The organism is Sorangium sp. So ce406, assembly GCF_051474675.1.
GTDB lineage: Bacteria > Myxococcota_A > Polyangia > Polyangiales > Polyangiaceae > Sorangium > Sorangium cellulosum_G.
This window is the reverse complement of sequence record NZ_CP150340.1, coordinates 2,169,551-2,189,010: the sequence shown is the minus strand read 5'-3', so window position 1 is coordinate 2,189,010 and position 19,460 is coordinate 2,169,551. Positions and strand designations below refer to the sequence as shown.

The following is a 19,460-nucleotide window of genomic DNA, read 5'->3' as shown; positions in this document are numbered from 1 at the left end:
CGGGCCGCGACGTGGCTGACGCGCTCACCGGGGCGCGCGGCGCGGATCGGGTGGGCTGGCACCCGGACCGCGCCGTACCGCTGTAGCGGAACGCCTCACGCGTGACAGGCTGCTCCGAGCAGGCGCGCTGCGGCTCAGTTGCAGCTCGCCTCCGAGCTGCCGCCGAACACCGTGGTCCAGTAGGACCCGTAGGTCCCGCCGCCGGTCGCCCGCCCGATGCCGATCACCTTGAAATTCGATCCGAGCATGTTCTTGTTGTGGCCGTCCGAGTTCTTCCACTGGTCGAACGTCCCCTGCGCCCCCGAGTTGCCGGCCGCGATGTTCTCGGCCATGGCGGTCCCCCCGCAGCCGAGCTCATAACAGGCGTTGCACATGCGGGTCCAGGGCGTCCGGCCGTCCTGGCTCGAGTGAGAGAAGTAGTTGTTGTCGCGCATGTCCTCGCTGTGCCCCTGGGCGGCGCGGTTCATCGAGGTGCAGGCCGAGAGCGCGCCGAGGCCCTTCTCCGCGCGGTACTGGTTGATGAGGCGAAGGAAGGCCTGCTCCTCGGTGTCGAGCGGCGTGGTGCTGGGCCCCGCGCCCTGGCACGTCTGGCAAGCGCCGCAGTCGCTCGCGCAGCTCGAGCAGTCCTCGCCCGCGCCGCAGACGCCGTTACCGCAGACCTCGGCGCCCGTCGAGCCGCCCTCGCCCGTCGAGCCCCCCTCGCCCGTCGAGCCCCCCTCGCCCGTCGAACCTCCGCCGCCGCTCGTCGAGCCGCCCCCGCCGCTCGTCGTGCTGCCGCCCGGCGCGGGGGCGCACGCCGCCTGGACGTAGAGCCGCTTCGTGGTCCTCCTGCACGGATCGCCGAAGGTCGCGTTGTTCGCCGGCACGGTGCAGCTCGACTGCCCGACGCACGCGCGCTCCACCACGGCCTTCGACGTCGAGGCGTTGCACGAGGTGGCCTGGAAGCCGCCGCAGACCCCTCGAGGTCGGCCATAGCTCGCGAATTCGATCGCCGTGATCACCTCCCCCGCCGGGCAGGAGAGCGTGACGTCCGAGTTCTCTGCAGCGGTGTCGCAGACCGCCCCCGCCACCGGCTCGGACTTCTGATCAGACAGCTCCTCGTCGACGCCGGTCGAGCCCAGACAGCCCACGGCAGAAACACCAGCGATGAAGGCGAGGACGAGCGTCCGATGCAAAGCACTCATTTGAAGGCTCCTTGTTCTGTGAGCCTGTCCCGGCCCGGCTCGCACCGGCGTCGCGGCTCACGCCGACAGACACGCCAGGGCGCCATCGCCTCGACAGGCCACCCAGTACAGCGTTGTTCAGGGGGCCGAACAGCGCCCTGCGCGTCTCAGCGCAGCGCAACGCCTCCCTCAAGTTCGCGCTCAACACGGTGTCACCTGAACCCGGCCATGTCCAGAGACGAAACAATCAAGCACGCATGATTTACCGCTCCATCGCTGGATCTTTCCAAAAGCCGTGAAACCGATCTACGCGTGACTCGACGAGAGAGGATTTCTTCACTCCGAGGTCGGCGCGCAGCAGGGTGCCAGTGGGATACCCCATCTCCCTTGAGCCGAAGGGTGGGTGTGCGTGCTCCGAGGGGAGACCCGCGGCCGAGCGGTCGCCCGGCGTCAGCAAAGCCACGTGAGCGACCGCGAAGCGCGCTGTCAGGCGCGTCGCGTCCGGCCTTCGGCGCGCGCCGCGCGGCCGGCGTCGCGGCCCCGTGCGCCGCTCGATGCGCTCTCTCGCGGCGCGGCCCAGCGCGCGGCGCGGCGCCTCGGTCTCTGCGAGCTCCCTGACATCCCGGCCTGGCACCCCGGTCATCGCGAGGCCGCGTCGTCGCGCGGCCGCGCGGCGCGCCCGATCAGCGCCCTCGGCCGCTGCCGTCCACGGCAGAGCCTGGCCCTGCGCCTCGCTCCGCTCGCGACGGCCGCCCGGAGGGGCGAAAACGCCGGGACGCCCCCGCGCTGGCGCATGTGCTATGACCGCACTCCCATGCGCCTCAAAGACCGCGTTGTCTTCATCACCGGAGCTTCCCGCGGCATCGGGCGGGCCGTCGCCCTCGCCTGCGCGCGAGAAGGTGCGGATATCGTCGTCGCCGCGAAGACGGAGGTCGCCGAGAACCCGCGCCTCCCGGGCACGATCCACGATGTCGCCCGCGAGGTCGAGGCGCTCGGCCGCCGCGCCCTGCCCCTCAAGCTCGATGTCCGCGACGACGAGGCCTGCAAGGCCGCCGTCGCCGCCGCCGTCGAGCGCTTCGGGCGCGTCGACGCGCTCGTCAACAACGCGGGCGCGCTCTGGTGGGCCGATGTCGTCGACACGCCCATGAAGAAATTCGACCTCATCATGGGCATCAACGTGCGCGCGTCGTTCGCCCTCTCGCAGGCCGTCCTCCCCCAGATGATCGCGCAGCGGTACGGCCATATCATCATGATGTCGCCCCCCGTCGACGCCGCGTCGTGCGCCCACCACGGGGCCTATGCCGTCTCGAAATTCGGCATGACGATGATCGCCCACGCCATCGCCGAGGAGTACGCCGAGCACAACGTCACGGCCCACGCGCTCTGGCCCGCCACGGCGATCGAGAGCTACGCGACCATGAACTTCGGCCTCGGCGGCCCGGAGCTCTGGCGCAAGGCGGACATCCTCGCCGACGCGACCCTGGCGCTGCTCTCGCGCGAGCCGTCGGCCCGGCCCGGCAAGGCGTGGATCGACGAGGCGCTGCTCCGCGACGAGGGCGTCACCGACTTCTCCAGGTACCAGTGCGTGCCCGGCGTCGAGCCGCCGCACTTCCCCTTCTCGGCCATCCCCAAGGCGACGACCACCAGGAAATGAGGCGCGAACCGTGAGCCGCGACGACGACGACGAGAAGCGCCCCGGTGCCGGCGGCGGCATCGATCCCGGGCCAGAGCTCGCCGCGGTCTTCGACGACCTCGAGACCTTGCTCAAGAACGGCGACGTCATCTCCGCGCTCACCTCGCGCGGGATCAACGCCAGCATCGCGCTGCTCGCCGCCCACGCGCTCCGCGCCTACCTGGCGGACCGCAAGGCCGACGCGGCCGAGGACTTCGCGACCGTCGCCGAGGAGATCCGCGGCCGGCTCGCCGCGAGCGCCGAGGGGCCGGGGACGGACGGGGGATCGCAGGGGGAGCCGTCACGCTCGAACGGGAGGCGCTGAATGATCACGAGCTTCGAAGCAGAGCAGAGGTCCCAGGCGGCCGACGGCGCGCGGGCGACGCCGCCCTGGGCGCCGGCCGCGGCCATCTCCGGCGCCGACTACTCGGCCGTCGAGCTCGCGCAGGGCGACGACCGCGTGTTCCTCCTCGAGCAGCGCGAGCTGCCCGAGCGCGAGCGCTACGTGACCGCGACCGACGTCGCCGGCGTCGCCGAGGCCATCCGGTCGATGGTGATCCGCGGCGCCCCCGCGATCGGCATCGCCGCCGCGTACGGGATGGCGCTCGCCGCGCGCGCCGCGCGCGGCGAGGTCGCCTCCGGGTACGTCGCCGCCATGCGCGCCGCGGGAGAGCACCTCGCCGCCGCCCGGCCCACCGCCGTGAACCTCGGGTGGGCGGTGCGGCGCGCCGTCGCCGCGGCCCTGGAGCACGCCGGGCGCCGCGGCGAGGAGCGCGCGCGGGAGCTCGCCGCGCTCGCGCGCGAGATCCACCGCGAGGACGTCGCCGCCTGCCACCAGATGGGCCGCGCCGGCGCGGCGCGCCTGCCCGAGTCGGGCACGGTCCTCACGCACTGCAACGCCGGCGCGCTCGCGACCGGCGGCTACGGCACGGCGCTCGGCGTCATCCGCGCCGCGATCGCCGAGGGCAAGACGATCCGCGTGCTCGCGTGCGAGACCCGCCCGTACCTCCAGGGCGCCCGCCTCACGGCCTGGGAGCTCCAGCGCGACGGCATCCCCGTCGAGGTGATCTCCGACTCGATGGCCGCGTGGTTCATGCAGAAGGGCGAGATCGGCGCGGTCGTCGTCGGGGCCGACCGCATCGCGCGGAACGGCGACGTCGCGAACAAGATCGGGACCTACGGCCTCGCCTGCCTCGCGCGCCACCACGGCGTGCCGTTCTACGTGGCCGCCCCCTGGAGCACGATCGACCTCGCGACCGAGAGCGGCGCGTCGATCCCGATCGAGGAGCGGAGCCGCGACGAGGTCGCCGTCGTCGGCGGTCGCCGCGTCATCCCGCCCGGGGTGCCCGTCCGCCACCCCGCCTTCGACGTCACCCCCGCCGAGCTCGTGACCGCGATCTTCACCGAGCGCGGCAAGCTCACGTCGCGCGAGATCAGCCGCTCCGTGCCGCCGCCCGCCTAGCACCTCGGGCCGAGAAATTCTGCCAGGGCTCTGCCTCGCGAGCGGAGAGGGATTTTCAACGCCAAGGCGCCAAGGCGCAAAGACGCAAAAAGACAATAATTTCATGCCTTTTTGCGCCTTTGCGCCTTTGCGTCTTGGCGTTGAAATCTCTCCGGCTCCTTGGCCGGGCTCCTGGCGCGTGGGACCAGGTGCCGTCCAGCTCGCGCTCCCCCGCCGCATGGGCTAAGGACAGCCCTGATGGCGCAGTTCTCGCCCAAGCCCGAGTGGCTCAAGGTCCGCGCTCCCGGCGGTGACACCTACCACCACCTCAAGGAGACGTTCCGCAAGCTCGATCTCCACACGGTCTGCGAGGAGGCGCGCTGCCCGAACGTCGGCGAGTGCTGGCGCGAGGGGACGGCGACCGTGATGCTCCTCGGCGACGTGTGCACGCGCGGCTGCCGCTTCTGCGCGGTCACGACCGGCGACCCGCGCGGCGCCGTCGACGTGCGCGAGCCGGAGCACGTGGCCCGCGCGATCGCGCGGCTCTCGCTCCAGTACGTCGTGATGACGATGGTCAACCGCGACGACCTGCTCGACGGCGGCGCCGATCACGTCGCGCGCACCGTGAGCCGCCTGCACGCGCTCCGCCCCGACCTGCTCATCGAGACGCTGGTCGGCGACTTCCAGGGGCACATGAGCGGCGTCGACACGGTGGTCGACGCCGGCCCCGACGTCTTCGCCCACAACGTCGAGGTCGTCCGCCGCATCACCCGCGTCATCCGCGACGTCCGGTCGAGCTACGACCAGTCGCTCGCCGTGCTGCGGCGCGCGAAGGAGCGCCAGCGGCGCCTCGCCGCAGACGCCGCCGAGCGCGGCGCGCCGGCGCCGCGGCGGCTCACCAAGAGCTCGATCATGGTCGGCATCGGCGAGACCGACGACGAGGTGCTGGAGGCGCTCCGCGACCTGCGCGCGGCCGGGGTGGACATCGTGACCCTCGGCCAGTACCTGCGCCCCTCGTCGAAGCACGCGCCCGTGCAGCGGTTCGTCGAGCCCGCGACGTTCGCCGCGTACGAGCGGGCGGCGCTCGAGATGGGCTTCCTCTACGCGGCCAGCGCGCCGCTCGTGCGGTCGAGCTACAAGGCCGCCGAGGTCTTCGTCCGCAGCCTCATCGACCGCAACGACGCCGCGCTACCCGACGGCGCCGCGTCCGTCGGCGCCGACGGCGTCGCCGACGCCGCGCAGGTCGAGGCGCTCCTCGAGGAGCGCCTCGCCGTGGCGCGGCGCGAGGCCGCCCGCCTCACCGCGGAGCTCGACCCGGACGAGCCCCGCCCGCTCGACCCCGCGTCCACCAGCTCCGCTCGCCTAGTTCCCGCCGCCTCCCTCGTCCGCCGCTGAGCGGCCGATGGACGTGCGTAGCCACGGCGGAGGCTGAACAAATTCACCGCGCTGGGGGTTGCGGGCGGGGGGGCGCAGCACCAAGCGCCTTGACGCTTCCCGGCGATTGGCCGAGCGTGACCTACGCAGGAGGGTCCGACACCACGATGTCCGCTCCCATCGACAGGCGCCCAGGCGGCGTTGCTCCAGGCGCCCCGCGGCTCGGCTCGGAGGCGCCGCGCGCGCGCGTGGCGTCGATCCTCTCCCAGGCGGCGAGGGCCTACAGCGCGCGCCCGCCCATCGAAGACATCACGATGCCCACCGGCTTCGATCCGGCCGCCGTGGCGCTCTTCGAGACGATCATCGAGGCCTCGTTCCTCGTCGCGAACGCCGACGGCCACTTCGACGACGACGAGCGCGCGCGCTTCCAGGCCATCGTCGTCGACGCCTGCCAGAACCTCGTCCACGAGAAGCAGATCGAGGCGCTCATCGCCGACCTGTGCGAGATGCTCGCCGAGGACGGGATGGAGAAGCGCGTCAGCATGGTCGCCCGCACGATCGGGCGGACCGAGCACCAGCGCGAGGTGCTCCGCGTGGCGGCGTACATGGCGCACGCCTCGAGCGGCGTGAGCGCGCCGGAGCGCGGCGTGCTCGAGCTGCTCGCGCGCGGGTTCAAGCTCGACATGACCGCGGTCGACGAGGCGATCACGCAGGCGGCCGGGCACGTGGGCGTGTAGCCGGGACATCCGCGGCGCGACGTGCGGCGCGCGACGTGCGGCGCGGGAGGATGCGCGCGCGCTCGCCGCGGCGAGTCAAACGGGAGGCGCGATCGCTGCGACGAGTCAACGTCGCGCGCACAGCGAATGAGCGAACGCAGCGTCTCGGCACTGGTCTCGGGCAGCGCCTTTGATTAGTGTCCCGCGAGCCGATGAGCACCGCGACGTACTCCACCGACCGCCCGCCGAACGTCTCAGGGGCAAGCCTGGAGCCGCAGGCCGCCGTCGCCCGGCACCCGCTCGACACGTGTGCCGACGACGTGATCAAGGTCCTGCGCGACGACGGCTCGCTCGACCCCGCGCACGACCCGAAGCTCGACCCGTCGGAGGTCGTCACCCTCTACAAGACCATGGTGCGCGTGCGCCAGCTCGACGAGCGCCTCGTCGCGCTGCAGCGGCAGGGGCGCATCGGGTTCCACATCGGCTCGCTCGGCGAGGAGGCGGCGATCCTCGGCAGCGTGTCCGCCACGCGCCCGCAGGACTGGGTGTTCCCGTGCTACCGCGAGTTCGGCGCCGCGCTCTGGCGGGGGCTGCCGCTCCAGCGGTACATCGACAACATGTTCGGCAACGCGAACGACACGGTGAAGGGGCGGCAGATGCCGGACCACTACACCTACCGCGAGGGGCACTTCGGCTCGGTGAGCTCGCCGATCGGCACGCAGATCACGCAGGCCGTGGGCTTCGCGTGGGCCGCGAAGCTGAAGCGCGACGAGCTCGCCACGCTGGTCTACTTCGGCGACGGCGCGACGAGCTCGTCGGATTTCCACAACGGGCTGAATTTCGCGGGCGTGTTCAAGGTGCCGGTCGTGTTCTTCTGCCGCAACAACGGCTGGGCGATCAGCGTGCCCACCGAGCGCCAGACGTCGAGCAACACGTTCGCGTGCAAGGGCGTCGCGTACGGCGTCCCCGGCGTGCGGGTCGACGGCAACGACCTGTTCGCGGTCGTGAAGGTGACGCGCGACGCGATCGCGCGCGCCGCGGCCGGCGAGGGCCCGACGCTGATCGAGGCGATGACGTACCGCCTGTCGGGCCACTCGACGAGCGACGACCCGAAGGCGTACCGCCCCGACGCGTGGCTCGATCCGTGGCGGCGGCTCGACCCGCTCGCGCGGCTGCGGCGGCACCTGGAGCGCACCCAGGGCTGGACCGAGGCGCAGGATCGCGAGATCGAGGCGGCGGTCGACGCCGAGGTCAAGGCCTGCATCGCGGTTTCGGAGAAGGTTGCGCCGCCGTCGCTCGACTCGATGTTCGAGGACGTCTACGCGGAGCCGCCGTGGCACCTCGTCGAGCAGCGGGAGCAGCTCAAGGCGGGCCCGAGGCCCAAGGGCCACGGCGGCCACTAGGGCGCGTGCGGGCGCGGCGTGGACGACGGCGTCGTCGGCGGGGCGGCTCGCCTTCCGGCGCCGGTGAGGCCGGGGTGGCGCCGCGGCCCGCGATCGACGGGGTCCCCAGGGGAGCGGGGGCGCCCGTGAGGTAGCACTCCCACCTTCTGGCCGAGAGACGGAGACGAAGAGCATGCCTCAGATGAACATGGTCCAGGCGATCAACGACGCGCTACGCCACGAGATGCGGCGGGACGCGCGGGTCGTCGTGCTCGGCGAGGATGTCGGCAAGGTCGGCGGCGTGTTCCGCGTGACCCAGGGCCTGTTCGACGAGTTCGGGGACGACCGGGTGATCGACACGCCGCTCTCCGAGGGCGGCATCGTGGGCGCGGCCATCGGCATGGCGCTCTACGGCCTGGTGCCGGTCCCGGAGATCCAGTTCGCGGATTTCATCTACCCCGCGTACGACCAGATCGTGTCCGAGCTGGCGAAGTACCGGTACCGCTCGGGGGGCGAGTACCCGTCGAAGCTGGTGATCCGCACGCCGGTGGGCGGCGGCATCCGCGGCGGGCACTACCACTCGCAGTCGCCGGAGGCGCAGTTCATCCACGTGCCGGGCCTGAAGGTCGTGTGCCCGTCGAACCCGGCGGACGCGAAGGGGCTCTTGCTCTCGTCGATCCGGGATCCGGATCCGGTGCTGTTCTTCGAGCCGAAGCGCATCTACCGCGCGGCGAAGGGCGACGTCCCCGAGGGCGACTACACGGTCCCGCTCGGCAAGGCGAAGGTGGTCCGGCCGGGCTGGCACGTGACGCTCGTGGTCTGGGGCGCGATGCTCTACGAGGCGCTCGACGCCGCGAACCAGGCGGCCGCGCAGGGCGTCGAGTGCGAGGTGATCGACCTGCGCACGCTGTGGCCGCTCGACATCGACACCGTCATCGACTCGGTGAAGCGGACGGGCCGGGTCGTCGTGGTGCATGAGGCGCCGAAGAGCTGCGGCCTCGGGGCCGAGCTCGTCGCGCTGGTCAACGAGAAGGCGTTCCTGAACCTGGAGGCGCCGCCGCTGCGGGTGACGGGCTTCGACACCCCCTTCCCCTACACGCTCGAGAACGAGTACCTCCCGCTCTCGCATCGTATCCTTCCGGCGATCCTAGAGACGGCGAGGTACTGACGCATGGGCAAGTACGAGTTCAGGCTTCCGGACATCGGCGAGGGCGTCACGGAGGGGGAGATCGTGACCTGGCTGGTCTCGCCGGGCGACGTCGTCGCCGAGGACCAGCCGATGGTCGAGGTGATGACCGACAAGGCGACGGTGACGATCACGTCGCCGCGCTCGGGCCGGATCGTGGAGACGCGGGGCAAGGTGGGCGGGGTCGTCCCGGTGCACTCGGTGCTCGTGGTGTTCGACCTCGACGACCGGCCCGCCGCGCCGTCGCCGGCGTCGGGGACGGGGACACCGTCGCCCGCGTCGGGGACGGGGATGCGGCAGTCCGCGGCGAAGACGGGCCCCGCGGAGCCTGCGGCGACGGCGGTCGGCGACATCCGGGAGGACTTGCCGGGGATGAACCTGATGGCGCCGTCGCCGGCGCCGGCCGCGTGGATGAACGGCAGCATGGGCGCCGGCGCGGCGGCCTATTTCAACGAGAAGCCGCTCGCGACGCCGGCGACGCGCAAGCTGGCGCGCGATCTCGGGGTCGACCTGCGGCGCGTGCCGCCGACCGGCCCGGGCGGCCGCGTGACGAAGGACGACGTGCGGGCGCTCGAGGCGCCCGAGGTGGAGGCCGAGACGACGCCGCTGCTCCCTGCGATGGCGCCCAGGGCGGCGGCGCCCGGGGGCGCGGGGGCGGCTCCGGGGGCGCGGGGCGCCGGCGCGGCGGGCGCGCGGGGCGTCGGCGTGGCGGGCGCGCGGGGCGAGGGCGGCGCCGGCGCGGCGAGCGCCGAGGCGCGCGCGGCGGACGCCGGGGCTGCGGTCGAGCGCGCGAGGGCTGCGGTCGAGCGCGGGGCGGCGGCTGCGGCGCCCGAGCTGCTGGAGGAGGACCGCGGGCGCGGGGCGGCGCGGCCCGAGGGGGAGCGCGCGCGGGGGCTGCCCGGGGCGCCGGGCGACGAGCGCGTCCCGCTGCGGGGCGTGCGCAAGCGGATCTTCGAGGCGATGTCGCGGTCGAAGCACACGGCGGCGCACTTCACCTTCGTCGAGGAGTGCGACGTCTCCGCGCTGAAGGAGCGCCGCGCGCGCCTGCGGCCGCTGGCCGAGAAGGAGGGGGTCAAGCTGACGTTCCTGCCCTTCTTCGTGAAGGCCGTTGTCGCCGCGCTCAAGAAGCACCCGACGCTGAACAGCACCTTCGACGAGGCCTCGCAGGAGATCGTCGTCAGGAAGAGCTACCATATCGGCATCGCGTCCGCGACGGAGGCCGGGCTCATCGTGCCGGTGGTGCGCGACGCGGATCGCCGGAGCGTGCTGGACATCGCGAAGGAGATCGCGCGGCTCGGCGAGGACACGAAGTCGGGGCGGGTGAAGCCGGAGGATCTCGGCGGCTCGACGTTCACGATCACGTCGCTCGGCCAGCAAGGTGGCCTGTTCGCGACGCCGATCCTGAACTTCCCCGAGGTCGCGATCCTCGGGATCCACCAGATGAAACAGAAGCCGGTGGTGCGCGACGGGCAGATCGTCATCGGCGAGGTGATGCTGATGTCGCTGTCGTTCGACCACCGGATCATCGATGGTCACGTGGGGGCGGCGTTCGCTTACGAGATCATCGGGTATCTGGAGGATCCGGATCGGCTGTTCCTGGAGATGAGCTGAGCTGGACGAAAGGCCCGGCCGCCGGGCCTTGCACCGCGTCGCCCGACCCTCATCGCGCGGCCGTGGTGGCCGAGCTTGCTGGCACCTCGAGCCGCGCCGTCGCCCTCGGCGATGAGGGGACGGCGAGCTCAGGATGACGCGCATCGGGGGAACGACACCGCAGACAGGACGGGCCCCGCCGCGGAGCTGCCGGAGGATGGGTCCCATGCTCCTTCGGCGCCGCGCGGCTTCGTGCGACGCGGTGAGCGGGGCGTCACGGACACAGCGAGACGATTTCCGCTCCGCGCGCCCTGAGCGCGGTGATGTTGCTCGCCTGAGCGGCACAGTCGATCGGGTTGCGAAGCAAGACCGCGGCGCTTCTTTTGCCGAAATCCGGGTTGGCGACGAGGGGCGTCAGATCGGACACCGAGTTGTCCGAGAGGAGCAAAAACCGCAGTTCGGGCAGGGTGGACAGGGGCGAGATGTCGCTGATCTCGGCGCCGAACGCCTGGAGAGCGTTCAGCGCCCGGAGGCCTGACAGCGGCGCGAGCGTCGAGATGGGGGAATAGCTGAGATCAAGCCGGGTGAGCCGGTTCAGCGACCCGAGCGGGCCGATGTCGCTGACCTGGGTTTCGAAGAGCGACAGGTACGACAGGTTGGTCAGCGAGCCGAGGGCAGTGACGTCCGAGATGGGGTTGTTCCCCAATTGCAGCTCCTCTAGCCGGATGAGCGAGGAGAGCGGCGTGATGTCCTCGATCCCGTTGCCCCACACGCTCAGGCCGCGCAGCTCCGTGAGCGAGGACAGCGGCGCGAGATCTGCCGCGTGATTGCTCACCAGGCCCAGATGCGTGAGGGAGCGGACGCACTCGAGGCCGGAGAGGGAATGGATTCCGCGGGCGTTCAGGTTGAGGCTCCTGATCGACGCAACGTCGGCCGGGAGGATCGGGCCCTCCGGCTTCGCCACGGCCGTGCGCAGCGCCGCTTCGAGCGCCGGATCGACGAACTCGAGGGGTCCAGAGCACGCCGCGGTGGCGCTGCCGCCTGCGCCACCACCGCCGCTGGCGTCGCCGCCTGCGCCGCCGCCGCCGGTGGCGTCGCCGCCTGCGCCACCGCCGCCAGGGGTGGCATCGCCGCCGCCGGCGCCGCTGCCTATGGCATCGCTGCCGGCGCCGCCCACCCCCTGATCCTCCCGGGGGTCCGTCCACCCGCCCACGCCGTCCCCTGACGTGGAGTCCGTGGGATTCTTCGCTCCAGTCGAGCCGGGCACCGGATCGACGGCGACCGATCCACACCCAATACCCGTCGCTCCTGCCAGGAGCGCGATCCCCAACCATCGTTCGATACGATTCAGGCTGTACATATCCCCTCACGTTGCGGAAGAATCGACAGAGCGCCCCCACGCCGTCGCCGCCGGCTCCCCCCGATCCCGCGCCTGGGGCGCTGCTCGAATCGACGGCCGGCTCCGCCTCACGGACCTCACCGCATCCGGCGGGGGGTCGATGGCAGGGGCCAGGATCAGCAGAGAAGCGATGAAGCGCGTGGTGCGACCTCCGCCTTGCAGGCTAGGTCCTCGCCGCAGGACCGCCCCTTAATCCGTTCTTAAAGCGATGCGCGCGCTCTCCTCCGCAGCGCCCCGCGCTTCCCCATCCATTGCGCAGGCCCCCGCCCCTGCGTTCCCACGCCCTGCTGCGCGGCCCTGCTTGCCTGCTGCGCTGTCCTCGCTTCCCTGCTGCGCGGCCCCGGCGTCCCTGCTGCGCGCCCTCGTCGCCCTGCTGCGCCGCCCGGCGCCCCTCCTGCGCAGCCCCGGCGCCCCTCCTGCGCAGTCCCGGCGCCCCTCCTGCGCAGCCCCGGCGCCGTCCTGCGCAGGCAATTACGTGTCCTGCGTCACAGTCGCGCGGCTCCTGCGCCGCCGCCGGTGCCCTCCTGCGCGCCCCCTTTGGTGTCCTGCGCAACCAGCGTCCAACGCCTGCGCATCGCCGTCACCCCTCCTGCGCCGCCTCGGTACCCTCCTGCGCGGTCCCGGTACCCTCCTGCGCATGCCAGGACGTGAACTACGCAACACTTTCCCCCTCCTACGACGGAGGTCGCGCGCTGGCTCAACGGCATCGCGGTCAACCCGGCTTCGCACTATCACGCCAAGGCTTCTCAGCGGCGCGAGGCAGGACGTCCTTCTTTTGGCGCTCACGCGCTTTGGCAGCTATGACCCTTCGCGCGGCGGGCTCAGGTCGCTCCGATCGCGCCGGGGCACACGGAGCTTCGCGAGCCACCGGGAAACGCGCCGGGCCGTCTCCTCCTGGAATAGCTGGTGGAACGCGTGCGCCCGTTCGCGGCCCGTCGCCGGCCTCGCCGCGTGCTGCCGAGATCCGGGCCGAGCCGCCGCGTGCGCCGCGACGCGCGGCGCGCCGGGTGCGCTCGGACGAGCCGCCGTGTCGTGTCGCGCCACAGGGGCCGACTCCCCGGCGATGACGCGTGTTCCGATAGAATGCATGATCGCCCTCGTGGGGGCAGCGCCAGGAGATCCATGGCTCGCCTCCAGGTGAAACGTGAGTGCTCCGCGCGAATCCCACGCCGCGCGCGGACACGACCGCTCCTGAGCGGGCGTCACGCGCCGAGCGACGCCCGCTCAGGAGGCGCTCGATCTCCCAGGGCGCGGCCACGCACCACGGTGGTCCAGCGCCGCCATCGTCACGAAGGCCGCCTCGCGCTCAGCGATGGCCTGCTGCGCGGTTCTCACCTGAGCTGGCCCAGCAGCGCTTCGCGTTCCCTCGCCAGGCGGCCGCGCGGGAACCTCCGCCCGTGCTCCTCCAGCAGGCGCCGCGCCTCGACGAGCGACACGACATCACCGGCCACCACGGCCGTCCGCGCGCGAGCGACCAGCCCTCGCTCGCGGGAGCTGATCGCCTGGGGATGCGCCGCTGGCCGGCGTGGCGGCGCGGCGGCAGCGGCCGGGGACGTCACCGCCCAATCCGGCGTCGTCGGGGTCGTCGCCGCCCCGTGCAGCCTGGGAGAGATCGTCACCGACTCATCCGGCGCATGGCCGACGAGCCCCATCTCGGTGGGATCGCGCCTGGCCTGCACGGTCGCCGGCCCGGTCGTCCTCCTGGAGGCGAGGGGGGTCATGGCGGTGCGGAGCGGCGTGACGGACTCCATCGGGCCCGTGGCCAGCGTGCCGAGCGCCGCCAGCGCGCCGAGCGCGGCCGCACAGGCGATGGCGAAGCCTCGTGCCACCCAGCGCGCGGGACCACCACGCCGAAAGGAGCGCCGCTCCAGCAGCTCCAGCAGCCAGGGCGGGAACAGCACGGCGCGCAGCCGGCGAGCGCCGCGACCTCGTTGCCTCGCTTCCCAGCGCGCCGCCGCCGCTTCGAACTCCTCCCAGGCGCGGCGCAGGCGACTTCGCGCGGTCTCCAGCGGGATCTCCTGCTCTCGGGCGACGTCGGCGATCGGCCGCTCCAGGAGCTCGCAGGCGATGAAGACGCCGCGACACCGCTCACCGATCTGATCGATGAGCTGCCGCACCAGCGCCGCCTCCTGGCGAGCGATGGCGTGATCCTCGGGGCTCTGGCGCTCGTCCCAGAGCGCCGCCTCGTCGAGGCCCGTGAGCGCCTCCTCGCGCCTGCGCGCCGCCCGCCGGTGATCACGGGCCGTGTTCAGGACGACGCTGTCGCGAAAGGCGCTCGGGTTCCTGGCCGATCGGGCCTGCTCTCGCTTCTCCCACAGCCGCACCGTCGCTTCCTGCATGACGTCGTCGAGGTCCCGCGAGGGCACCCCGACATGGCTGACAAGCGACCTGACGCGGGCGGCGTTTGCCTCAAGAAGGCGGCGGAAGGATACGGAAAAGCCTGTCCTTGGTCGATGAATCCGTGCACATGGTCGCGGCCGGGCTTCGCGAGCGAGCGCGTCGAGCTCGCCAAGCCGCGCGCATGAGGCCAGGACGCCGCGAGCAAGCGATGACTCGCGCGGTCGGCCGCGGAGGATCTCGCCTCGTTGGGCTCTGGGTGAGCAGCTCGACCGTGGCGGCGATGCCCCTACACGCCAGACACAAGGATCGATATCATCGCCGTCTCCTCGGAGCGCGAGAGCTTGCGTCCCCCATCGTGGCGTTCAGCTCAAGCTTATCAGTACTCGGCGCCTCGTTCTTGACGTCATCTCGGGCGCGCTACAGGTCCTCAGTCTCAGCAACGACTCCGATGCCTTCGCACGCTGCACGAACGGTAGCCTTATCCAGCAGCCCGGAGCGATAGCAGCGCAGCAAGAACCGATAAGCCGAGGCGCGAACTTTGCCTCGGGCAGCTTCCATCTGCTCCGACGGGATCCTGGTAGGCGCTGGTGGCGTCTGTGGGCCGAGCTCGCAGCGCCCTCCGCAGATCGGGCAGTACCCCGAGACCTTTGTTCCATGCGCCTTGACCCACCCGACCTGGGCGTCGCGAAGGCGACGAAACCGCTGTGGGTACTCATCGATCGTGCGCAGGGCGTGGGCAGCCTCGTCCAGCCAGAAGTCCAGGTTGGCGGCCTGCCCGGCGAGCTGGTGGACATTCGAGTGTGCGAACCGTTCGAGCTGGTCCGCAAGTAGCTCAGCTCTCTCAACGCTGTACACCATCCAGAACCTCTCGATGCCCCGCCATCGAAGACCTACTGCCCGAGAACGATGAGCCGATGAAACCGCGCACCGGAGGCCGAGCGAGGCGCGGGAGCATGTTGCCACGGCCCGTGGCCTCGATCCATCGGACCCCGCGCCCCTCCGCGGCCTCGCCGCCGTCGAGCGGTACCCTGATCGCGACGATCGCGCCGTCGAGCTCCTGACCCAGGCGCTCGCGCTGACCCTGGAAGACGTCGCGACGCTCGTCGCCCTCGGCGATGCGCACCTCGCGCGCGGCCGCGTCGACGACGCCGAGCGCTGGGCGCGCGCCGCGCTGGAGGCCGAGCCTGAGCACCCCGACGCGCTCGTCCTCATGAGGCACCTGCTCCTCCGGCGCGGGGACGTGAGCGGCGCGCGCGAGCACGCGGTCTGGGCGGTCCGCACCGAGGTTAGCAATCCGGACGCGCTGAGGCGAAGGGGGCGACGCGCGAGCCGCGGTGGCGCTCTCGTACTTCAAGGCCACCTACCGCATCGAGGCAGCCTGGAAATCTGAGGCGCTGTCCGCGGCAGCGCGTCGGGCACGCCGGCAGGAGCTGTCGATTCCCCTTATCGACGAGCTGTATCCGTGGATCCCCGAACTGCATCTGCCGCTCGTACCAGGTACGCCGCTCTACATCTCACCCCAGTACGCCATCAATCAGGAGGCAGCGGCAGGCGACGATGCCCTCACCAGTCCCCTCCCCTGCCTACGCTGGACGCGGGCCGCCATCGCCCCGCGTCCAGCATCGTCGACGCCGGCGAGAGCCGCAAGGGACCACGCCCATGGCCGTTGCCGGGCAATCACGGCCGAACGTCACGACGTGACGTCCACCAGGACCTTGCCGACCGCGCCGCTCTCCACCGCCCGGTGCGCGTCGGCGGTGCGGTCGAGCGGAAAGCGGACCAGCGGCAGGCCGTGCTCCTCGCCGACCGGCAGGGCGCCGCCGCGGACGGCGGCGGCGACGTCCTCAACGGCCGCGGTGCGCGCCTCCGGACCGGCCGTGTAGAGCACCAGGAACTGGAATCGTGCGTTCAGCACCATGTTCCGCAGCACGTCCAGCTCGACCGGCTCGCCACCGTCGTTGGCGTAGGTCGAGATCGTGCCGCGCGTCCGCAGCACGGCCAGGTCCAGCGCGAGGTTCGCGCCGAGCGCCACCTCGGCGACGATGTCGACGCCGGCCGGGGCGATCTTGCGGATCTCGGCGGCCGGATGGCCCTCGCGATAGTTGATCACGTGGTGGGCGCCGGCGGCGGTGGCCAACCGGGCCTTCGCCGGGCCGCTGATCGTGCTGATCACGGTGGCGCCGGCCCATCGGGCGAGCTGGATCACCGCGTGCCCGACCGCCCCGGCCCCGCCCGCGGCGAGCACCACCCTGCCGTCGAGCGCCCCGGGCCGCAGGCGGCGCGGCCCGTCCTCGGCGACGGTGAGCGCGCGGTGCGCGGTGAGCGCGGGGACGCCGAGGGAGGCGCCGACGTCGAAACTCACCTCGTCGGGCAGCGGCACGGCCCGCTCGGCGGGCACGACGGTGAACTCGGCGGCGGTGCCGGTGGGCCGCCCGGCGGCGGCCATGAACAGCCAGACCCGCTGGCCGACCCGGCTCTGGTCGACCCCCTCACCGACGGCGTCGATCACGCCGGCGCCGTCGAGGTGCGGGGTGACCTCGGAGAACCGCTTGGGGTGGGCGGCGCCGGAGCGAGCCTGCCAGTCGGTCGGATTGACCCCGGACACGGCGACACGGACGCGAACCTCGCCGGGGCCGGGCGCGGGCAGGTCACGGTCGACGAGCTGAAGAACGTCGGGGCCGCCGTTGTCGCGGTAGATGATGGCCTTCATGATCCGTCCCTGAAACCTGGTAACTGAGGGTTTCCCGGCGCGGCCGGGAGGTCCGTCACGGTGTCCGGCGTGTGGTCGCGACCCGGGTCGCTCAGCGCGCCGCGTACTTCATGACGAACGAGGGATACCGATCGCCGACGATCGCGCCCGGCGCGAACGCAGCGTCGAGCTGCGCGAGCTCGTCCGGGGAGACGCGCACGTCGAGCGCCAGGAGGTTCTCGTCGAGCCGCGCGCGCCGGCTGATACCGACGAGCGGCACGATGTCGTCGCCGCATGCGCGCAGCCACGCGATGGCGAGCTGGGCTGGCGTGCAGCGCTTCCGGGCGGCCATATCGACGAGCGGGCGAGCGGTGCGGACATTCTGCTCCAGTGCGTGTCCTTCCATCCGCGGCGCCACGAAGTGCGCGCCAGGGCTCGGCGCCGTCGCGCCGCTGAGCAGCCCGTCGGCGAGCACGCGGTAGGCGACGATGCCAATCCCGAGCTCGCGCGCGGTCGGCAAGATCTCTGCTTCGATGAAGCGGCACGCGAGCGAGTACTCGATCTCGAGCGCGGTGATGGGGTGCACGACGTGCGCGCGGCGCAGGAGATCTGCGCCGACCTCGGACACGCCGACGTGACGGACTTTGCCCTCGCGCACGAGGTCGGCGATGGCGCCGATCGTCTCCTCGAAGGGCACGTCGGGATCGGGCCGCCCGGGCTGGTAGAGGTCGATCTCGTCGACGCCGAGGCGCTGGAGCGAGTAGGCCGCGAACGTCTTCACCGTGGCCGGGCGGCCGTCCATCCCGAGGAACTTCCCGCCCGGGGTACGCAGCATGCCGAACTTCACGCTCACGAAGGCCCGGTCGCGCCGGCCTTTGATGGCGCGCCCGATGAGCGCCTCGTTGTGCCCCATGCCGTAGAAATCGGCGGTGTTGAGCAGGTTCACCCCGGCGTCGAGCGCCGCCTGGATCGTGGCGACGCTCTCGGCGTCGCTGCCGGCGCCTCGGCTGGGCGACATCCCGCCGCAGCCGAGGCCCAGCGCGCCGACGAGCGGACCGTTCTTGCCGAGATGCGTGCGCGGTACCATGGGCATCGTTCAACCCTCCTCGACCCCCTCAATATTAGAGCGAACGCTCTATCAATGGGATCGCCCATGCGCACTGTCAACCCCGACCAGCACGAAAAGAAGCGTCGCGAGCTCCTCCGCGCGGCCCAGCGCCGCTTCGAAGCCGAGGGCGTGCAGGCCTCCATCGCGAGCATCTGCGCCGAGGCGGGCGTCAGCCCTGGGCACCTCTACCACTACTTCCCGAGCAAGGAGGCCATCCTCGAGGGGCTCTTCCAGCTCGTGCTCGACGAAGCATCCACGCACCTGTCGGGTGACGTGCAGGACGCGCGCGACCTCCCCGCGCTCGTGGCCGACCTCTACAGCGGGAAGGGGCCGTCCCTCCTCTTCGACCTGCTCGCCGAGTCGCAGCGCAACGCCGCGATCGCGGATCGGCTCCGGCGCCACAGCGCCGAGATGAAGCAGCTCCTCGCGAGCGCGATCGCGCGCGGACAGGCCGCCGGCCTCGTCGACGACACGGTGCCGCCGGCGGCCCTCGCGACCATGCTGCTCGCCGTGCTGGATGGCAGCAAGGCGATCCGGCTGCGCGATCCAGCCGTCGACCGCGGCCACGCGCGCGAGATGCTTCTCGCGCTCGTGTCGCGCGTGCTCAGCAACCGGCCCACGTGCCCAACCTCATGAGATAGCAGGGCCGCGCGTCGACGAGCACCGCGGCCCGGCCTCCCTCACCCATCTCGAGGGCCAACCAGCTCGTGACTCACTGGCCCGCGAGCTGGTCAGACCGACACCCTCACCAGACGCAGCGGCCGCCCGAGATGCGCTGGCCCGACTCGCAGCAATGGATGACGCTCGAGCCCGTGTCCCGCTGGGTGCAGGAGTGCGAGCCGGGGATGCTGCTGCCCGAGCACTGGAGCCCCGAGCCGCACTTCGGGACGCACGTGTTGTTGACGAGCCCGTACCCCGAGGGACAGCAGTAGAGCCGAGGGCCCGAAGGGTACTGTTCGCACTGGGGCGCGCCGCTCGCGAACGCCCACTGGCACACCAGCCCGCCGCCGCACACCGACAGCTCGTCCGCGGCCTCCCCCGTCGGCTCCGCCGCCGCCTCCTCGACCTCGGCGACAACCCCCTCGTCCGCGATCGGCTCGTCTGCGGGCGGCGCGATGCAGCCCATCGAGGCCGCCAGGACGCCGGAGATCGCCAACAACCCTGCACTCATCATCTTGCGCATGAGATACCTCTCTGTTCGGGGAGCGCGCCCGCGCTCCCGGAGCTCACAGCGATACGCCGGCGCGGCCAGCGGGCTTCACGCCCGCTCCGCGCGGCGACGCGAGGAGCCGAGAGCAAGGCGCGGGCCAGTCCGAGATGCCGAGAGATGCCGCGGAGCGCAGGGCGCGCCGGAGCGACTCGGCAGAAATTGCGTAGCTCTCTTCGAGAAGAACGCAGAT

At 72.0% G+C, this 19,460-nt stretch carries 17 protein-coding genes and 1 pseudogene; 12 read left to right on the top strand and 6 right to left on the bottom strand.

What is annotated here, in order from left to right; genetic code table 11:
• Positions 1-134: 134 nt before the first annotated feature.
• Positions 135-1,184 (bottom strand): CAP domain-containing protein, encoded by a 1,050-nt coding sequence (locus tag WME96_RS08155; protein ID WP_437289602.1) that lies wholly within the window; start codon positions 1,182-1,184, stop codon positions 135-137.
• A gap of 793 nt (positions 1,185-1,977) precedes the next feature.
• On the opposite strand from WME96_RS08155, the gene WME96_RS08150 reads away from it, so the two are divergent.
• The 8 genes from WME96_RS08150 to WME96_RS08115 all read left to right on the top strand — a co-directional run bounded on the left by WME96_RS08150 (position 1,978) and on the right by WME96_RS08115 (position 10,545).
• The gene (locus WME96_RS08150; RefSeq protein WP_437289601.1) at positions 1,978-2,817 is read left to right on the top strand and encodes an SDR family oxidoreductase; all 840 of its coding nucleotides are present in this window, start codon (positions 1,978-1,980) and stop codon (positions 2,815-2,817) included.
• Positions 2,818-2,827: 10 nt separating this feature from the next.
• Positions 2,828-3,160 carry a hypothetical protein gene (locus tag WME96_RS08145; RefSeq protein ID WP_437289600.1) on the top strand — a complete coding sequence of 111 codons (333 nt, stop codon included), beginning with the start codon at positions 2,828-2,830 and terminating at the stop codon, positions 3,158-3,160.
• Positions 3,161-4,297: an S-methyl-5-thioribose-1-phosphate isomerase gene (gene mtnA / locus WME96_RS08140; RefSeq protein WP_437289599.1), complete on the top strand. Its 1,137-nt coding sequence runs from the start codon at positions 3,161-3,163 to the stop codon at positions 4,295-4,297. It abuts the gene before it with no gap.
• Between the two features lie 237 nt (positions 4,298-4,534).
• Positions 4,535-5,671, top strand: a complete 1,137-nt coding sequence (gene lipA, locus WME96_RS08135; RefSeq protein WP_437289598.1) for a lipoyl synthase — start codon at positions 4,535-4,537, stop codon at positions 5,669-5,671.
• A 146-nt stretch (positions 5,672-5,817) separates the two neighbouring features.
• Positions 5,818-6,387 carry a tellurite resistance TerB family protein gene (locus tag WME96_RS08130; RefSeq protein ID WP_437289597.1) on the top strand — a complete coding sequence of 190 codons (570 nt, stop codon included), beginning with the start codon at positions 5,818-5,820 and terminating at the stop codon, positions 6,385-6,387.
• Positions 6,388-6,578: 191 nt separating this feature from the next.
• A complete protein-coding gene (locus WME96_RS08125; protein ID WP_437289596.1) occupies positions 6,579-7,769 on the top strand; it encodes a thiamine pyrophosphate-dependent dehydrogenase E1 component subunit alpha in 1,191 nt (396 codons plus the stop codon).
• Between the two features lie 172 nt (positions 7,770-7,941).
• The gene (locus tag WME96_RS08120) at positions 7,942-8,916 is read left to right on the top strand and encodes an alpha-ketoacid dehydrogenase subunit beta (protein ID WP_437289595.1); all 975 of its coding nucleotides are present in this window, start codon (positions 7,942-7,944) and stop codon (positions 8,914-8,916) included.
• 3 nt (positions 8,917-8,919) lie between these two features.
• Positions 8,920-10,545 carry a dihydrolipoamide acetyltransferase family protein gene (locus tag WME96_RS08115; protein ID WP_437289594.1) on the top strand — a complete coding sequence of 542 codons (1,626 nt, stop codon included), beginning with the start codon at positions 8,920-8,922 and terminating at the stop codon, positions 10,543-10,545.
• Positions 10,546-10,798: 253 nt separating this feature from the next.
• Here the strand turns inward: WME96_RS08115 and WME96_RS08110 are convergent, their stop codons facing one another.
• Together WME96_RS08110 and WME96_RS08105 are read right to left on the bottom strand one after the other, a co-directional pair.
• On the bottom strand, positions 10,799-11,701 hold the full coding sequence (locus WME96_RS08110; RefSeq protein ID WP_437289593.1) for a leucine-rich repeat domain-containing protein: 903 nt from the start codon (positions 11,699-11,701) through the stop codon (positions 10,799-10,801).
• 1,553 nt (positions 11,702-13,254) lie between these two features.
• Entirely contained in the window at positions 13,255-14,382 is a 1,128-nt protein-coding gene (locus WME96_RS08105; RefSeq protein WP_437292288.1) for an RNA polymerase sigma factor, read from the bottom strand.
• A gap of 535 nt (positions 14,383-14,917) precedes the next feature.
• On the opposite strand from WME96_RS08105, the gene WME96_RS08100 reads away from it, so the two are divergent.
• The 3 genes and pseudogenes from WME96_RS08100 to WME96_RS08090 form a co-directional block, all read left to right on the top strand.
• Positions 14,918-15,094 (top strand): hypothetical protein, encoded by a 177-nt coding sequence (locus WME96_RS08100; protein WP_437289592.1) that lies wholly within the window; start codon positions 14,918-14,920, stop codon positions 15,092-15,094.
• Between the two features lie 226 nt (positions 15,095-15,320).
• Positions 15,321-15,653 carry a tetratricopeptide repeat protein gene (locus WME96_RS08095; RefSeq protein WP_437292287.1) on the top strand — a complete coding sequence of 111 codons (333 nt, stop codon included), beginning with the start codon at positions 15,321-15,323 and terminating at the stop codon, positions 15,651-15,653.
• Positions 15,574-15,810 (top strand): annotated as a pseudogene (locus tag WME96_RS08090) (IS66 family transposase); the annotation flags it as partial. The gene WME96_RS08095 and the pseudogene WME96_RS08090, both read left to right, overlap by 80 nt.
• 143 nt (positions 15,811-15,953) lie before the next feature.
• On the opposite strand, the gene WME96_RS08085 reads toward WME96_RS08090, so the two are convergent.
• Together WME96_RS08085 and WME96_RS08080 are read right to left on the bottom strand one after the other, a co-directional pair.
• Positions 15,954-16,973 carry an NADPH:quinone reductase gene (locus WME96_RS08085; protein ID WP_437289591.1) on the bottom strand — a complete coding sequence of 340 codons (1,020 nt, stop codon included), beginning with the start codon at positions 16,971-16,973 and terminating at the stop codon, positions 15,954-15,956.
• Positions 16,974-17,064: 91 nt separating this feature from the next.
• Positions 17,065-18,045, bottom strand: coding sequence for an aldo/keto reductase (locus WME96_RS08080; RefSeq protein ID WP_437289590.1), 981 nt, complete (start codon positions 18,043-18,045; stop codon positions 17,065-17,067).
• 60 nt (positions 18,046-18,105) lie between these two features.
• Here WME96_RS08080 and WME96_RS08075 point away from each other — a divergent pair, with 60 nt between their 5' ends.
• Entirely contained in the window at positions 18,106-18,696 is a 591-nt protein-coding gene (locus WME96_RS08075) for a TetR/AcrR family transcriptional regulator (protein ID WP_437289589.1), read from the top strand.
• Between the two features lie 109 nt (positions 18,697-18,805).
• Here WME96_RS08075 and WME96_RS08070 read toward each other — a convergent pair whose 3' ends face one another.
• Positions 18,806-19,243: a hypothetical protein gene (locus WME96_RS08070; protein ID WP_437289588.1), complete on the bottom strand. Its 438-nt coding sequence runs from the start codon at positions 19,241-19,243 to the stop codon at positions 18,806-18,808.
• Positions 19,244-19,460: the final 217 nt, after the last annotated feature.

Bases quoted from the DNA above. Each gene is read 5' to 3' on its own strand.
- WME96_RS08155 (WP_437289602.1), bottom strand. From the start codon at position 1,184: ATGAGTGCTTTGCATCGGACGCTCGTCCTCGCCTTCATCGCTGGTGTT.
- WME96_RS08150 (WP_437289601.1), top strand. From the start codon at position 1,978: ATGCGCCTCAAAGACCGCGTTGTCTTCATCACCGGAGCTTCCCGCGGC.
- mtnA (WP_437289599.1), top strand. From the start codon at position 3,161: ATGATCACGAGCTTCGAAGCAGAGCAGAGGTCCCAGGCGGCCGACGGC.
- lipA (WP_437289598.1), top strand. From the start codon at position 4,535: ATGGCGCAGTTCTCGCCCAAGCCCGAGTGGCTCAAGGTCCGCGCTCCC.
- WME96_RS08130 (WP_437289597.1), top strand. From the start codon at position 5,818: ATGTCCGCTCCCATCGACAGGCGCCCAGGCGGCGTTGCTCCAGGCGCC.
- WME96_RS08125 (WP_437289596.1), top strand. From the start codon at position 6,579: ATGAGCACCGCGACGTACTCCACCGACCGCCCGCCGAACGTCTCAGGG.
- WME96_RS08120 (WP_437289595.1), top strand. From the start codon at position 7,942: ATGCCTCAGATGAACATGGTCCAGGCGATCAACGACGCGCTACGCCAC.
- WME96_RS08115 (WP_437289594.1), top strand. From the start codon at position 8,920: ATGGGCAAGTACGAGTTCAGGCTTCCGGACATCGGCGAGGGCGTCACG.
- WME96_RS08100 (WP_437289592.1), top strand. From the start codon at position 14,918: ATGCGCCTTGACCCACCCGACCTGGGCGTCGCGAAGGCGACGAAACCG.
- WME96_RS08085 (WP_437289591.1), bottom strand. From the start codon at position 16,973: ATGAAGGCCATCATCTACCGCGACAACGGCGGCCCCGACGTTCTTCAG.
- WME96_RS08080 (WP_437289590.1), bottom strand. From the start codon at position 18,045: ATGCCCATGGTACCGCGCACGCATCTCGGCAAGAACGGTCCGCTCGTC.
- WME96_RS08075 (WP_437289589.1), top strand. From the start codon at position 18,106: ATGCGCACTGTCAACCCCGACCAGCACGAAAAGAAGCGTCGCGAGCTC.
- WME96_RS08070 (WP_437289588.1), bottom strand. From the start codon at position 19,243: ATGCGCAAGATGATGAGTGCAGGGTTGTTGGCGATCTCCGGCGTCCTG.